At 51.1% G+C, this 18,382-nt stretch carries 1 protein-coding gene; it reads right to left on the bottom strand.

Annotation, left to right across the window (positions count from 1 at the left end):
- Positions 1-8: 8 nt before the first annotated feature.
- Entirely contained in the window at positions 9-18,050 is an 18,042-nt protein-coding gene (locus tag GWG06_RS07455) for an Ig-like domain-containing protein (RefSeq protein WP_160712343.1), read from the bottom strand.
- Positions 18,051-18,382: the final 332 nt, after the last annotated feature.

The following is an 18,382-nucleotide window of genomic DNA, read 5'->3' as shown; positions in this document are numbered from 1 at the left end:
TTCCGTGACTATCTCATGAGGGTCACGTTACCTTTCTTCATAACTACAGTACCGTCGCGCATGGTAGCCTTCACGATGTATACGTATACGCCTACCGGTTGTTTCACTCCGCTCATGGTACCATCCCATCCCTGACGTTGATCTTTGGATGTGAATACCAGCTGACCCCACTGATTGTAGATCCTGAATTCCAGCTGAGCAATAGCGGTGCTGTATACATATTCGATATCATTCACACCATCTCCGTTCGGACTGAAGAGGTTCGGCACGTAGATGTTATTGCCCTGCGGGTTGGTAGTGGTACCGGTTACACCGTTAGACAAGGTGCTTGCCTGACAGTCTGCGTTTCCAATGGCTCTTACCCTGATCGTTGCCGTCTGATTAGGCTGCAGGCCGGATACGGTATGAGTGGTACCGGTGTTGCCGGAGCTTGGCGGGATGAAGGTGACACCATTATCGAGTGATACTTCATACCGTTGAGCATCTGGAACAGGGTTCCAGCGGAAGGTAATGCTGGTAGCTGTTGTATTATCCACCACTACGTTCGGTGTAGCCAGCGGTTGCAGGATGGTTACTTCTGCTGCCGTTCTTACTGTGCTTACACAACCTCCGGTAGTGAATACTTCCACATAGTAGGTAGTATTTGCTGTCAGTGCGTTGGTAGTAAATGTTGCTCCTGTGAACAACGGATTACCGCCTGTTGCTGCGCTGTACCAGCGGAAGTTTGCACCTGCAGTGGTTGATGTAGCCGTTAGTGTGGCTGTTTTGCCAGGGCAGATACCTGTTTCGTTACCTGTTACGGTCGGTGCTACAGGTGATCCGGTAGCAGTTACGCTGACAGCGGTGCGCGTTGCACTTGGGCAGCTGTTGCTGTTCACCGCTTCCAGGTAGTACATCTGGTTAGCAGTTACCGGCGGCGTAGTGTAAGTAGCGCCGGTTGCTACTGGTGTACCGCCTGTTGGCGTTGTATACCATCTGTAGGTGAGTGTAGCGTCAGGGTTGAGTACATTCAGCGTTGCGCGCTGGTTCAGACAGGTAGCAATGGTTGCATTGGCTACTGCCGGAACAGCAGGTGCAGGGTTTACGGTTACGATTACCGGTGTTCTGCTGGCGCTGGTGCATCCGCCGCTGGTAGCTGCGCCCAGGTAGTATGTGATGCCTGTATTTGGCGTGATGGTAAAGTCTGCGCCTGTGAATACCGGTGTACCGCCTGTGGCTGTAGTATACCAGTTATAGATGACACCTGCCTGTCTGCCTTTCACACTGAGTACTATTGTCTGGCCTGCGCAGGTAGTTGCCGGATCAGCAAGCGGCGGATCGATAGTGCTTACCACTGTTGCTGTCAAGCCTTTACGTACGCTGCTGCAGCCTGCACTGTTGATTGCTTCCAGATAGAAGGTAGTAGTGAGTGCCAGCGGTCCGGTGGTATAGCTGGTGCCGGTTGCCAGGAGCGTACCGTTGGATGGTGCGCTGTACCAGCGGTAGGTAACCGCAGGATCCGGGTTCTGAACGGCGAAGGTAGCTGTACCGCCTATGCAGGTTCTGACATTGTCTGATGATACTGTTGGTGTTGCCGGTGAAGGATCTACCGTTACTGTAACGCCTGTTCTTGTTGCGCTGGAGCATCCGGTACCTACATTGGCCTGTACATAGAAGGTAGTGTTGCTGTTAACAACCGGTACATTATAAACCGGACCGGTGAAGAGCAACGTACCACCGGTAGCTGCGTTGTACCATTGGTAGGTGATACCTGCCTGCTGGTTCTTCACGGATACTGTTACACCTGTACCTGCGCAAGCTCTCAGCGTGGTTGCTGTTACTTCCGGTGCTGCAGGCGCTGTTGTTACGGTTACTACCGCTTTCACCCTTGCAGACGGATTGCCACATTGGCCGGAATTTCCGGTAGCTTCTACATAGAAGTCCATGGAATTGGTGAGCGGATCCGTTGTGAATGTCGGGCCGGTGAATATTGCCGTACCACCTGTAGCTGTAGTATACCATCTGTAGGTTACATTATTGGCTGCAGATATTACACGCAAGGTTGCCTTACCACCCTGACATACTGTTACATTATTGGCTTCAAGTATTGGTGTTGGCGCCTGACCTACACCTATGGATACTTTCGCTCTAACCGTGCCTGCGCAGTTGCCGTTGCTGGCTTCTACATAGAAATCAGTGTTAGCTGTCAGCGCTCCGGTTGTGAAGCTGGTGCCTGTTGCCAGGAGCGTACCACCTGTTGCTGCATTATACCAGCGATAGATAGTGCCTGCCACCGGATTCTTAATACCCAGTGTTACGGTGCCGCCTGCACATACTGACAGGGAAGAAGCAGTGATTTCCGGAGTAGCCGGTACTGTATTCACTGTTATTGTTGCCACTGATCTGGTAGCGCTTGGGCAACCACCGCCAACAAGTGCCTGTACGTAGTAGGTCACGTTGCTGTTTGCAATTACATTGTAAACCGGACCGGTAAATACCAGGGTACCACCTGTAGCTGCAGTGAACCATTGGTAGGTGACGCCGGCCTGCGGATTCTGTATAGCCAGGCTTATGTTCTGACCGATACATGTACTCACGTTTGGCGTTACGATTACTGGCGCTGCCGGAACCGGTACAGCATTAACGGTAGCCGTTGCACGGGCTGATGGTTTACCACACTGTCCGGTACCTACTGCTTCCACATAGAACTGGGTAGTAGTATTAACTACAGGAGTGGTAAAGATTGGTCCGGTGAACAGGAGCGTACCGCCGGTTGCTGCTGTATACCATTTGTAGGTGATGCCGGTTGTGGAAGATGTTACTTTCAGTATGGCTGTACCACCCTGACAAACTGTTACATTATTGGATTCGAGGATTGGTACAGGAGCTGTACCAACACCTATGGATACTTTAGTTCTTGCCGCACCTGCACAGCTGCCGGCAGATACTTCTGCATAGAAGTCTGCGGAAGCAGTGAGTCCTTTCACTACATACACCGGTCCGGTGAACAGTGGCGTACCACCTGTTGCCGTGCTGTACCAGCGGTAAGTGAGTGATGGCAATGCATTTTTCACAGTAAGTGTTGCGCTGTCGCCTGCACAGATACTGATACTGGATGCATCAATAACCGGCGCTGGCAGACTTGTTACAGATACGGTTACCGCTTTGGCATTACCTGCAGTGTTTGCGCAGCTGTTGCTTCCTTCCACTGTTACGTAGAAAGTAGTGGTGGCTGTGATAGTACCGGTAGTATAAGTGGCGCCGGTTTGCAGCAGTGTTTTCAGCGCTGCGTCAGCGTACCATTTGAATACCGGGTTGGTAACTGTAGTGGAAGATGCTTTCAACGTTACTGTTGTCTGCGCACATACCGTTGTATCTGCTGCGATGATGTCGGTTGCGGCAGATGCTTTATTAACGGTTACTTTCACCGCTTTGAGTGCGCCTGCTGCGTTTTCACACTTACCGGCGTTGCTTACGCTCACATAATAAGTGTAGGTACCTACTGCAAGACCAGGGATGGTGAGTACGCCTGTAGCGCTTACACCGGTAGTGATTGGTCCTGTCTTATCAGGGTTAGCGTACCATTTGAATACAGGATTCTGAACTGTAGTGGTAGTTGGTGTCAGTACCGCAGTTCCGCCTGCGCAGATCACCTGGTCTGCCGCATTGATGTCTGCAGCAGTAGCTGCGCTGTCTACACGGAGAGTAATCTTCGCACGGGCGCTGTCATTGGTACAGTTGTTACCATTTACCGCTTCAATATAGAAGTTGTATGTACCTGCTGCCAGATTAGCCGGCGTTGTGTATGTATTGGTATTGGATGCCAGTTTAGCACCGCCGGTAGCTGCATCGTACCAGTTGAAGGTTACACCTGCTACCGGGTTTACGCTCAGTGTAACCGGCGTATTCAGACAGGTGGTAGCATTGTTACCGTTGGTTGGTACCGGCACTCCGGGAGCACCCAGTACTCTTACCTGAGCAGGAGCAGATGCTGCACCCTGACAACCGTTTCTGGTAGCTCTTGCGAAGTAAACGTAAGTACCGGAATCCAGTGTGGCCGGTGTCACATACGCTATGCTATCCAGCAGGCGGTTGCCTCTGTTGTCGAACCAGCTGTAGGTTACACCCGGAGCCGGGTTCACCACTTTCAGCGTTGCTCTTCCACCCTTACATACGCTGGCGCTGCTTACCTGTACAGTTGGTTGTACGAGGGCGCGTTGAGCGTAGTTAAATCCTATTTCTGTCAGAGCGCCCAGAATACCTGATTTCAGTTTCACTTCCACACCATCAAATGGTTTGGTTGGAACGAAGGACAGGAGCGCGCCTCTGTTACCGCTGAGTAATTCCAGGTGTAACAGCGGGTTGGACACCAGGATGGAGTCTCCCCGGGTGCTGCCGTTATAACTGGTCAGCTGAACACTTGCCAGTACTGCGGCAGAGAGTATTACACTTGGGTTGGACAGCAATACTTTCACGGTATCGCCCGGAGCAGATACACCACCGGAGAAGGTAGCCTTTTCCCAAACGGAGGCATTCAGTGCGCCCAGGTTGATGACCAGGGAAGCAGCCGTATTGGCGCTGTTATCTACAGCCAGTTGCGGGTTATAAACGTTACCCAGAACCAGCAGGCCGGAGCCGCCGATTGTCTGACCGGTTGCACCTTCACACGGTACCGGATCATTTCTGTCTGGTATGGTGATGGCCGTTGCAGGTACTCTTGCAGACTTACAAACAGTAGCACCCGGCAGGGCAGCTTCCACCCAGAAGGTTACAGTACCCGGAGTCGCTGAAGCAGGCGCCGCATAAACAGCTCCCTTGAAGAGCGTATCGGTGCTGGTCTGTGTTCTGAACCAGTAGAACACGGTATTGGCAGTAGCTGCACTTGCAGTGAATATCGCCTGCTGATTCACCACTACGGTGTCTGTTGCAGGAGTCACTTTCGGAACATCCAGTGCCGCAGCAGTGCTTACTTTCACCGCTGTTCTGGTGGCAGATATTGTTTTACAGCTATCATTCACTGCTTCTACATAGTAGGTAGCAGGTGCTGTTACATTCATTACTCTGAATACAAAGCCGCTGTCGGTATTCAGTTTGGTACCGCCGGTGGCTACATTGTACCAGTTATAGGTGTAACCTTTCGCCGGAGTAGCTATAGCCAGGTCGGCATTAGCGCCTGTGCAGACTTTAACATCTGCAGACAATACAGCAGGAGCTGCAGGAGCCGCTGCTACTTTCACGCTAGCCATCGATTTTCCTTTGCTGGCGCAACCATTACGGAATGCTTCCACAAAGAAGGTAGTATCCTTACTGAGCGCACCGGTAGTGAATGACGGACCATCTTTACCTGCCAGGTAGGTACCGTTGGATGTATACCAGCGGTACGTGATACCGGCAGCCGGATTCTGTACATTCAGTGTAGCGGTGTTACCTGCGCAGACAGCCACCTGATTAGCCTGTACTACAGGTTGTACCAGTGCACGCTGTGCGTAGTTGAAGCCTACTTCTGTCAGTGCGGCTACAATGCCGGACTTCAGTTTCACCTCAACTGCATCAAACTGTTTGGTTGGAACGAATTCCAGCAGTGCCTGAGAGTTGTTGCTCAGAAGCGTCAGTTTAATCAGCGGGTTGTTGGCCATCAGGGAATCACCCGGAGTGGTACCATTATAAGTAGTGAGCTGTATGCCACCCAGCAATTGTGCGGAGAGCACCACACTTGGATTGGAGAGTAATACCCTTACAGTATCACCCGCTACAGAAACACCGTTGAATTTAGCTCTTTCCCATACCTGTGCGTTCAGTGCACCCACATTGATAACCAGTGAGGATGCGGTTGTAGCATCATTATCTACAGCCAGCTGCGGGTTGTATACATTGCCCAGCACCAGCAGGCCGCTGCCGCCGATAGTCTGGGATGTTGCTCCCTCGCACGGAACAGGACGCGGGTTGCCGAAGTTGCCGTATACTACAGTAGCAGGTACACGTATTGACTTACAGGTTGCCCCTCCGCCAAGAGATGCTTCCACCCAGTATACTACAGTACCTGGTGTATTCTGCGTTGGCGGTGAATAGGTCGGACCTGTAAACAGACTATCATTTCCATTCTGGCTGCCATACCAGGTGTATACCAGGTTGGTGCCACTGTTAGAAGCAGTAAGTACCGCCTGTACACCCAGATTCACAGAATCAGGATTAGGTGTAACAATCGGCGCACTGAGAGAAGAAGATACTTTCACAGCGATCGCCTGTCTCGGAGACGCTACACCGCAACTGTTTACTGCTTCCACATACAGGATGGTATCCTTACGTACGTTGATAACATTGAATACAAATCCGCTGTCGGTATTCAGTTTGGTACCACCGGTTGGTGCATTGTACCAGCCATAGGTGTAATTGCGGTTAGGTGCATCCACTGCCAGCTGCGCATTGGAACCAAGGCAAACATTTACGGTTGCCGGCTGGCCCGGTGCAGGAGGTGCAGGTGCTATCACCACTTTCACCGCTTTACGGCGCGGATTCGGACAGTCTATATTTGATTTGGTAGCCTCAGCATAGTAAGTAGCGCCGTTTGTCAGTGCTGCCGCCCTGAAGGAAGTACCAGTACCCAATGCCACACCGCCGGATGCCTGGCTATACCATTTATAGGTAACACCTGCCACCGGATTCTTAATAGAGAGTGTAGCGGAATCGCCGGCACAAGCTATTACGGAATCAGCAGTTACTTCCGGTGCTGCCACAAAGCGGTTCGCGTAATTTACGCTCACTGCATTCAGGAGGGAAGCCAGGCCGGAGTTGAGCCGCAGTTCTACACGATCGAATACTGCATTAGGTTTAAAGCTCAGCACCGCCTGCTGGTTACCACTGAGTAATCTCAGCGTGAGCAGAGAGTTGCCGATAGACACACGGTCATTATTATAGGTAGCACCGTTGTAGGTAGCTACATCAAAAGAAGAGAGGAGGCCTACATCCGCCAGGGCAACCGGGAATGCCAGGTGAACATTCACACTGTCGCCCGGATTGCTGGCAGTCGGGAAGATCACGGTTTGTTGTACGTAACCACCCAGCAGCCCTGCAACAACGTGGAGAGTACCTCCGGTGGTGGTGCTGCCATCTACAGACAGTGCAGGATTATCTACATAACATCCTATACAGATACCGTTTGCGCTATTGGTTTCAGTGGTAGCTGCATCGCAAGGCACATCGTTGGTACCACCGCCCAATACATTCACTGTTACAGTGATCGGCGCGGATGCGCAACCGCCGGCATTAACGGCAGTTACTGTGTATGTGGTGGTTACCTGCAGCGGGCCTGTATTAAATGCAGGACCGGTGAAGACGCTGTCTCCCGCAGCATTGTACCATTTGAATATGATACCGGAACCGGTGCTGGAAGCATTGATCAGCGCTCCCTGTCCGCGGCTCACGGTGGTAGTTGTCGGCGTTACGGTGAAGTTGGCCGCAGCAGCTGTTACCGTTACCGGTACTCTTGTGCGTGTACTGAGACAGCCATTGTTATCAGCAGCTACATAGTAAGCTGTATCAGCAGTTACTGTTGGTGTCACGAAAGACGTACCTGTAGCCAGTATCGCTGTATCTGTGCCGCTCTTGTACCAATGGAAGATAACGCCTGGAGGCGCAGTGGCCACCAGCGTTGCTTTACCACCGGCGCAGAGTGTTACACCCGGAGCAGTCGGTGCGGCAGGGCCGGCGCCAACTGTTACCAGTACAGGCACTCTTACAGGGTTAGCACAATTGTACTTGCCTGATTGTACATAATAGGTTACTGAGCTTGTCAGCGCAGGAGTGATAAATATGTTGCCGGTTCCCAGTTGTGTACCGCCAACTGCCGCATCAAACCAGGCGATGTCAGCACCTGCAGGACCTGTTACTTTCAGGGTATCAGGCTTGCCGGCACAAGTGCTGTAGGTGGTCAGTTCAGGTGTTGGCCGTGGCGGGAATGCTGCGGCAAAGTATACTTTCACACTGGTGAGTAAGGATACTGCGGCACCATTGATACTGATCAGTACGCCGGTGAAGGCTTTGGTTACCGGGAAGGTGACTCTGAATTTATTACCGGTTGACAGTAATTCTACCCTTATCAGCGCAGCGTCCAGGAATCTTGCATCGCTATTGGCTGTGGCACCGTTGTAGGTTTCTACCCTGATACCGCCTAACAGGCTGGCGCCAATTACCTGACCTGGTACTTCCAGATCCATGGTAATGCTGTCACCTGCTGCATATGCATTCTGGAAGGTCAGCAACTGACCGATATATCCTACTGCACCCACCGTTGCATTAATAGTGGATGCAGAGTTAGCATTATTATCTACCGCGAGGGCAGGATTATCTACAGCACACAGCAGACATACGCCATTGATGATGGGGCTTTGCTGTTGGGTTGCAAAACTACACGGTACCGGTTCAGGAGACAGGTTAATGTCTGCTGTTACCTTCGTACGCTGTGAGCTGGCGCAGCCGGTAGCCTTATCCACTGCTTCCACATAATAAATCTTGGCAGCAGTCAGCGGCGGCGTAGTAAACGAGGTTACCTTGCTGGCCACCTGTGTACCGCCTGATGGCGCATCATACCAGTTGTAATCGTACTGCGGATTCGGATTGGTTACTGTAAAGGTTGCAGTGGCACCACTGTTCACGCTTACAGATTCCGGCGCTACAATCACTTTTGGTAAGCCTACCATTACATATACAGCCTTCCTTGCAGGATTAGCACAACCTGCTCCGGAAATTGCTTCTACATAATAAACCGCATTCGCAGTAACATTCGGAACAGATAAAGTTGCTCCGGTGCCAACAGGAGAACCGCCTGTTAACTGTGTATACCAGCGGAAGTTGGTACCCGGACCTGTAGCTTTCAGGGAAGCCGTAGCACCGCTACAAACGTATACGGTATCCTTTTCTACTGTTGGAGGTCCGGCAAATATCTGCGCATAATACACATTCAGGGATGTCAGTAATGCAGCCACTCCTGAATTCAGACGGATCACCACCCTGTCAAAGTCTGCACCTGTATTACCTCCGGGTTTAAAGGATATTACGCCTTTGGAGCCACTCAGTAATCTGAGATTAATCAGCGGATTATCCAGGGTAATCGCATCGTTATTGGAAGTAGCGCCTTTAGCAGAAGAAATCTGTATGGATGGCAGCACACCTACATCAGCCAGGCCAACGTTGGTAGACAATCCTATTCTCACGCTGTCGCCGGATTTTCCGCCTGTCGGGAAGATCAGTACCTGTTCTGTGTAACCACCCAGTAAACCTGCTACCACATGCATGGAAGAAGAAGTAGTGGTGTTATTGTCTACAGCAGAATCCTGTTTCTCAACGAAACAACCGATACATAATCCGTTGGCGCTGCTCAGCTGGGTAGTAGCTCCACCGCAATCAATGTCTCCAGGAACAGGCGTTCCTGGTCCGCCACCGCCGTTCAGTGTAACCGGCACTGGTGTACGCAGACTCTTACATGTACCATTGGTTTTACTTACCGCCTCAACATAGTAGGTGATATTGGCATTCACCGGCGGCACTCCGAAGGTAGTACCTGCAAATACCGGTGTACCACCGGTTGGTACGGTGTACCAGTTGTAAATATTATTAACATCAGGATTCACTACATTGAATGTTGGTGTTGATCCCTGCGCTACGTTGGCAGAAGCAGGTGTTACAGTTACGCTTGGCAAACCGGTAGTAACGGTAACAGGCGTACGGAATTCGCTGCCGCAACCATTTGCTCCTACAGCCTCTACAAAGTAGTTGGTAGTTCCGGTAACAGCCGGTGTGGTATAGCTGGGTGTGGTAGCTACCGGCGTACCACCTGAAGCAGTGGTAAACCAACGGAAAGAATATCCGGCCGGTCCGTTGGCAGTAAGTGTTGCCGGCTGACCACTACAAACAAACACGTTGGAAGCAGCTACTTTGGCTACCGGGGTAATCACCTTCACATAGTACACATTCAGTGCCGAGATAAGACCTACCGTACTGCCAAAGGCAATTCTCACAGAAGTAAACGGTTGTCTGGCCGGCAGTGTAATTGTTCCGGTGGTTGATCCGTTGAGCAGCATCAGCAGCGAGGAGTCCACTGTAATCGGACTTGGATTCGGTGTGGCTCCGTTGTAGGTGGTTACAACAATACCATTGGCGAGTCCCAGCAGCGCACCTCCTGATCCGATTTTGATACGGATACTGTCTGTGGCAGCTCCTGCCTGTGCAAATGGTATCTGCTGGTAGTATTTACCGGCAACGCCTACTCCCACGTTAATAGTGGAATATGTATCCGGAGAGCCATCGGTGGCCAGTCCGGGGTTAGCTACATTACAAAGCAGGCACAGGCCTTCCGCACCATCCGTGGATGGGCCGGTTCCTCCGCCGCAACCGACTGTTCCCGGTCCTGCAGCATTGGTTACCTTAACGGTAACGGCAGTACGTACCAGGCTTATCAGACCATCTGCCGGAGAAGTGGCTTCCACATAATAAGTGGTTGCCTGTGTCAGCGGTGGTGTTACAAAAGTATTGGTAGTGGCTATCGGCGCACCACCGGTCGGGGTGGTGTACCAGTTAAATGTAGCATCCGGAATTCTCGGAATAGATGCGTTGAAGGTAGCCGTCTGGCCAGATACGATAGTAGTATCAGTAGGTGTCACTACTAATGTTACCGGAATGCTGGCAGCTACTTCATAGATACTCAGAGAATTGCTGACACCTACCAGAGAGCCCAGGTCAACCTGCGCGGCATCAAACGGATTCTTAGCCGGGATAGCTACCCTGAATTTACGCTCGCCATTGGTGCCGAGGCCCAGCAGGCTTAATCCTACCGCATTATTGCTGAGAGTAGTCGGATCATTATTTTCAACGCCTCCATTGGAAGTTTTCACGGAAATGCTGCCCAGCAGTTGTACGCTGGCCAGCGGATCGTTACCGGGCACGCTGAGGAAGAGAATGATGCTGTCTCCTGCCAGATATGAACCCGGGAAGATGATTTTCTGTCCGACACTTCCTCCTATTGCAGCCGGCACAACCAGTTTGGATGCAGTGGTTGTATCACCGTCGATAGCTTTCATGGAATCGGTAACAGTACACAGTACGCAGGCAATACCACCTGTAATCGGGCTTTGCTGATCTGTACCGAAAGACCACAACGGACCAGCACCACCTTTCACTTTCACCGGTACGGCTGTACGGGTAAAGCTCTTCTTACCGGCAGGGTCAGTTGCTTCTACGTAGTAAATGGTATTCCTTGAAAGGTTAGGCGTAGTGAATGTGGCGCCCGTACCACCCGGAAGCGGCACGCCGCCGGTTGGTGCGCTGAACCACTGGAAGGTAGCGTTTGGCACCCTGATGGCAGCATTGAGTGTTGCCGTTTTATTATACTGAGCTGTAGCCGGAGACGGTGTTACCGTAATCGGAATAGCTGCTGTTACTTCATACAGGCGAAGCACGGAGGAAGCTCCCACCAGTGAACCCTGGCCAACCTGTACGGCGTCAAAGGTTTTTGTGGCCGGAATAGTTACCCTGAATTTGTTGGCACCGCTCAGCCCAACACCTAATACCTGTAACCTTACCAGTCCTGTATTATTGAGTAAAACTTCGTCATTATTATCAACCGGAGAACCGGAGATGGCATTATTGAAGGTTCTTACTTTAATATTCGGAATCAGTTGTGCATTGGCAATCGGATCTCCGGGCAGATCCATTATCAGCACAATGCTGTCGCCGGGCTGATAAACACCCGGGAATATTACCCGCTGGCTCAGCGTAGTACCAACACCTATACCGGTGATGAATTTGGAAGCAGTAGTACTATCGCCATCAGATGCCAGTTCAGGATTTTCTATAGTACAAGCCAGGCAGGCAAGGCCGGAAGTAAATGGTCCTGTCTGATCCTGACCGAAGCTCCAGATAGTACCTGGGCCACCGCCAACCTTAATATCCACAGGAGTCCGTACATAACTGTTCAGCCCATCTACCGGAGAGAATGCCTCTACATAGTAAGTGATATTGCGGCTTAAAGGCGGTGTAGTGAAGTTGGTACCTGTAAATACCGGTGTGCCGCCGGTTGGCGCTGTATACCATTTGAATGTCGGGTTAGTGACCCTGGTCAGGTCAATCGCCGGCGTGAGGGTAACCGTACCACCGGAAGGTGCAGTTGCCGGAGAAGGTGTTACGGTAACAGGAATAAAGGCAGTAGCTTCATAAATCCGCAGCGAGCCAAATTCGGCGAAAAGTGCTGCGAGATCTACCTGTACTGCATCAAAGTCCTTCGTTGCTTTCAGAATCACCCTGAACTTAGGCGTACTGCCGATACCCAGCCCGAGGGCCTGGAGTCTTATCAGGGAGTTATTCAGCGTAACAGGATCGTTATTGTCCACACCACCTTTCAGGGTGTGCATGGTGATAGCTGATAATAATTGTTTGGTATAGATCGCTCCCGGAATCTGGAGATCCAGTGCGATGAAGTCGCCGGCTTTGTAGTTACCGGGGAACTTCAATACCTGTCCGATAGAACCGGCAACCCCCACTGGTAATACCAGTTTAGAAGCCGTGGTTGTATCGCCGTCTACCGCCAGGTTGGCACTGTCTACAAAGCAAAGTGCGCAGGCCAGGCCGCCGGTTACCGGACTTTGTTCCTGGTCTGCATGTGTCCACAGCGGGCCAACTCCATTGGTTACAGTAACCGGAGCAGGTGTGCGGACAAAGCTTTTCAGGCCATCAGGGCCGGTTGCTTCTGCATAAAATACAGTGCTTCTATTAACAGGAGGAGTAGTAAAGTTCGGGCCGCTAGACAATGGCGTACCGCCCGCAGGGGTACTGAACCACTGTATAGAAGCTCCTGGAACGCGGCTTATATCGCCGGCGAATGTTACAGATCCACCACGCACCACGCTGCTGGAGTCCGGTGTGATCTTAATTGGTATGATGCCTGCAGCATCATATATTTTGAGGGAACCAAATGCGGAGAATAAAGAAGACAAGCTAACCTGTACTGCATCGAAATCTTTCAGCACAGGGAATATTACACGGAATTTATTGGTACCGCCTGTTCCAAGGCCCAATAACTGTACCCGTACCAGCGCCGGGCTGAGAGATCTGTTATCAGCATTGGAAATTTCATTATTGAATGTTTCTACCTGTATACCTGATAATGCCTGAGCAGAGAACAGTTTTCCTGGTATTTCAAGATCGAGGGAAACGTAATCGCCGGCCTTGTAGCCACCAGGGAAACGTAACCGCTGACCGGCAGAAGTAGCCACACCCACCGGCAGCACTATGGTAGACGCGGTGGTAGTATCTTCATCCACGGCCAGTTTCGGATCATTTACAAAGCACAGTGCACAACCGACACCGCTTGTAACCGGACTTAACTCATCATCTGCAAAGCTCCATAAAGAGCCGGCAGCCCTTCTTACTTTAATATATACCGGTGTGCGGACAAAGCTGCTCAGCCCATCCACAGCGGTAAATGCTTCTGCATAGTAGGTGGTGGTATCGTTCAAGGCAGGAGTTGTAAATGTAGCTCCCGTACCTACCGGCGTACCGCCTGTAGGGGTAGTATACCAACGGAACACCGGATTGGCAATACGCGGGTTGATGGAAGCCGTGAGCGTAGTGCTCTGGCCTTTGGTAATACGCAGTGTATCAGGCGTTACTTTCACCGGCACAAATGCAGTTGCTTCATAAATTTTCAGTGCGCCGAATTCTGCGAAAGCAGCAGCAAGACTAACCTGTATTGCGTTAAAGTCTTTTGTAACCGGCAGTACCACCCTGAATTTGCTGATACCGCCAGGCCCTACACCGAGCGCCTGCAGGCGGATCAGGGATGTACCGATAGTAGTTACATCTCCATTGGAAACATTATTGTTGAAAGATTCTATCTGTATACCTGACAATGCCTGTTTGGTGTATACCTTATCCGGTATTTCCAGGTCGAGGGCAACATTATCTCCCGCTTTATAACTACCGGAGAAAATAATACGCTGGCCTACAGAAGTAACTATACCTACAGGCAATACAATCCTGGAAGCAGTAGTAGTATCGCCGTCAATGGCCAGGCCCGGGTTATCCACAAAGCAGAGGGCGCAGGCAACACCACCGGTTACGGGGCTTACCTCTTCAGAACCGAATGTCCAGAGTGGTCCGGCCCCACCGCTTACTTTAACGCGAACGGGCGTACGAACATAGCTCTGGCCTCCCAGTGTTGCACCCGGAACAGTAGCTTCCACATAATAATCTGTTGTTCTGGTCAGAACAGGTGTCGTAAATGTGGCGCCGGTTCCCAGCTGCGTGCCGCCGGTTGGGCTGTTGAACCATCTGAAGGTAACATTGGGCACCCTTGGCATGGAGGCTGTCAGCGTTACGGTGCTGCCTACAGGAGTAACTGCCGGCGTATTCACGGTAACCGGAATAACAGCGGCCGCTTCATAAATCAGTAATGCGCCGAATTCAGCGAACAATGCGCTCAGATCTACCTGCACAGCATCGAAGTCTTTGGTTGCCGGGAACATCACCCGGAATTTAGGTGTGCTGCCCAGACCTATACCCAGCGCCTGGAGGCGGATCAGGGAGTTATCCAGGGTAATGGCGTCGTTGTTGTCAACGCCGTTATTTTTAGTATGAATTTTTATAGCAGATAATAATTGCTTGGTGTAGAGTTTATCCGGAATCTGAAGATCCAGCACCACGTAATCGCCTGCTTTGTAGCTGGCGGGGAATTTCAGCAGCTGACCTGCGGTGGTTACCAGGCCTACCGGCAGCACTATTCTGGAGGCTGTAGTAGTATCGCCGTCAATGGCAAGTGTCGGATTATCTACAAAGCACAATGCGCAGGCAACGCCACTGGTTACCGGGCTTTGCTCTTCAGCAGCATAGCTCCATAAAGCACCTGCGGCATTTCTGACTCTCACGTAAACGGGGGTACGAACAAAGCTCGTTAATCCGTCAGCCGGAGTAGTAGCTTCCACATAATAGGTAGTGGTAGCATTCATTGGAGGGGTAACAAAGCTACTGCCTGTGCCTACCAGCGAACCTCCGGTTGGAGCGTTGTACCAGCGGAAGGTAGCATTAGCCATGCGTGGATTGATAGCAGCATTAAGGGTAGCCGTCTGTCCTTTGGAAACAGCAATGGAGTCAGGTGTTGCTTTCACCGGAACGAAGGCGGTAGCTTCATAAATCTTGAGCGCGCCAAATTCTGCGAAAGTAGCTGCGAGGCTCACCTGCACTGCGTTAAAGTCTTTGGTCACCGGTAATATGACCCTGAACTTATTGATACCACCGGGGCCTACACCCAGCACCTGCAGGCGTATCAGGGATGTGCCGATAGTAGTTATATCTCCGTTGGAAGCGTTGTTGTTAAATGTTTCTATCTGTATGCCTGACAATGCCTGTTTGGTGTATACTTTATCAGGAATTTCGAGGTCGAGGGCAATATTGTCTCCGGCCTTATAGCTTCCGGAGAAAATAATACGTTGCCCTACAGAAGTAATTACACCTACGGGCAGTACTATTTTAGAAGCGGTGAGTGTATCGCCGTCAATAGCATAACCGGGGTTGTCTACATAGCAGAGTGCGCAGGCGATACCGCCAGTAACCGGGCTTACTTCCTCAGCACCGAAGCTCCAGAGCGGTCCGGCGCCGCCGCTTACCTTAACGTGAACGGGGGTACGTACATAGCTCTGTGCGCCCAGGGGAGCACCTGCCACACTGGCTTCAACATAATAATCAGTTGTTCTGGTAAGGGCAGGGGTGGTGAAAGTAGCTCCTGTAGCCAGCGGGGTACCACCGGTAGGGGTACTGTACCATTTGTAGGTAGCATTAGGCACCCTTGGCATGGAAGCCGTCAGGGTTACGGTGCTGCCTACAGGCGTTACAGCCGGCGGGGTTACTGTTACCGGAATAACAGCCGCAGCTTCGTAAATCTGTAAAGCGCCGAACTCTGCGAATAATGCGCTCAGATCTACCTGTACCGCATCAAAGTCTTTGGTTACAGGGAACATCACCCTGAATTTGGGTGTGCTACCCAGCCCTAAGCCCAGGGCTTGCAGGCGAATCAGGGAGTTATCCAGTGTGATAGCGTCGTTGTTGTCAACGCCGTTATTCTTCGTATGGATTTTTATAGCGGATAATAATTGTTTGGTGTAGAGTTTATCCGGAATCTGAAGATCCAGTACTACATAATCGCCGGCCTTGTAGGTAGCCGGGAATTTCAGCAGCTGGCCGGCAGTAGTTACCAGGCCTACCGGCAGTACTATTTTAGAAGCGGTGGTTGTATCGCCGTCAATGGCAAGTGTCGGATTATCTACAAAGCACAATGCGCAGGCCACGCCGCCTGTCACAGGGCTTTGTTCTTCTGCAGCATAGCTCCAGATGGCGCCTGCCGCGTTTCTCACTCTCACGTAAACGGGGGTACGCACGAAGCTGGTTAATCCGTCACCGGGGGTAGTTGCTTCCACGTAGTAGGTAGTGGTAGCGCTGAGGGCAGGTGTGGTGAAGCTGCTGCCGGAGCCTACCTGCGTACCTCCGGTGGGAGTGGTGAACCAGCGGAAAGTAGCATTGGCCATCCGGGGATTGATGGCAGCAGTCAGCGTAGTTGTTTGTCCTCTGGAGATAGCGACGGTGTCGGGTGTTGCTTTCACCGGAACGAAGGCGGCGGCTTCGTAAATTTTCAGTGCGCCGAATTCTGCGAAAGCAGCAGCCAGGCTTACCTGTACCGCGTTAAAGTCTTTGGTAACAGGCAGCACCACCCTGAATTTGCTGATTCCGCCGGGGCCAACGCCCAGGGCTTGCAAACGGATCAGTGAAGCGCCGATGGTAGTGGCATCTCCATTGGAAATATCGTTATTGAAGGTTTCTATTTTAATACCTGACAGTGCCTGTTTGGTATATATTTTATTAGGAATTTCCAGATCGAGCGATACGTTATCTCCTGCCTTGTAGCTGCCGGAGAAATAGATACGCTGACCGGCAGAGGTGAGTACGCCGGCGGGCAATACTATTTTGGAAGCCGTGAGGGTATCTCCGTCTACTGCCAGATCGGGGTTGTCTACAAAGCAGAGCGCACAGGCAACACCGGAGGTTACAGGGCTTAGTTCGTCAGCACCGAAGCTCCAGAGAGCGCCGGCGCCGCCGCTTACCTTAACGTGAACGGGCGTACGAATATAGCTTTGTAAACCGGAAGTGATTGCTTCCACATAATAGGTAGTGCTTCTGGTAAGAACAGGAGTGGTAAAAGATGCTGATGATGACAGCGGGGTACCTCCGATAGCGGTATTATACCATTTGAAGGTAGCGCCGGACACGCGAGGCAGAGAAGCGTTCAGGGTTACATTACCACCTACGGGGATAGTAGCCGGTGTGTTTACAGATATGGGAATAACCGCTGCTGCTTCATAGATCAGTAATGCGCCAAATTCCGCAAATATTGCGGAAAGGCCTATCTGTACTTCATCAAATGCTTTTGTGATGGGGATGGTTACCCTGAATTTGTTGGTGCTGCCGGGGCCTACGCCGAGGAGCTGAACTCTGACGAGCTGATTATCGAGTTTTACAATATCATTATTGGCAACGCCTGCATTGAATGTTTCAATCTGTACGGCAGACATCAGTTGCTTGGTATAAAATTTATCGGGTATTTCCAGGTCAAGTACTACCTGATCTCCGGCCTGGTAGCTGCCGGGGAATTGCAGTTTCTGTGCGATACCACCCAGTACGCCTACAGGCAAAACGAGTTTTGATGCCGTGTTGAGATCGCCGTCGATGGCGAAGGTTGGATTCTGGATATCACATAAGAAACAGGCCCCTCCAAACGTTACTTTACTTTGTCCGCCTGCATAGGACCATAATGGTCCGGCAGCGATGGTCCTGGCCCCAGGTTTGTATGTAACCAGGGGGGAGTGGGGGTGCCATTTCTGATAGTTGCGGATAAATGTCTCCCTGACAGGAAAGGCCATAGGTATGTTCTTTGTATAGGCTGACACGAAGTTGCTGATTGCAGCAATCAGCATGATCAGTACAAAGGAACAGGAAAAAACAAGCAAGGATCTTTTAGGAGTAGCGTTTGAATGCATAGCATCAAATATTTGAATAAACGATATTCATTTTCAATGAATTACAACGTACTCTGTGGGAAGGCAAGGCTAAGACGTGATTTTAGGGGCGGAGGCATGCAGGTTGATAGTGCTTACTTCCAGCTAAAACTGTTAAATGTTTGCAAAAAACAGTACGAAAGTATATTGTAGGTGTAAAATTCAGATGGTTCATTTTCGTTCATTTTCAACGATTCATCCAAGTTGTTCATTTGAAAATAAAACTGTTCAGTTTGTTCATTTAATAACCTCACCCGATGGGGGGATAATTGTTACCCCACTTATCACGGGAAGGAGTCCTTTTAAAAAAATTT

Origin of the sequence: Chitinophaga solisilvae (genome assembly GCF_009928525.1) — a bacterium.
GTDB classification, from domain to species: domain Bacteria; phylum Bacteroidota; class Bacteroidia; order Chitinophagales; family Chitinophagaceae; genus Chitinophaga; species Chitinophaga solisilvae.
Note: the sequence above shows the minus strand (reverse complement) of the source record. Positions and strands in the feature narration are given on the sequence as shown.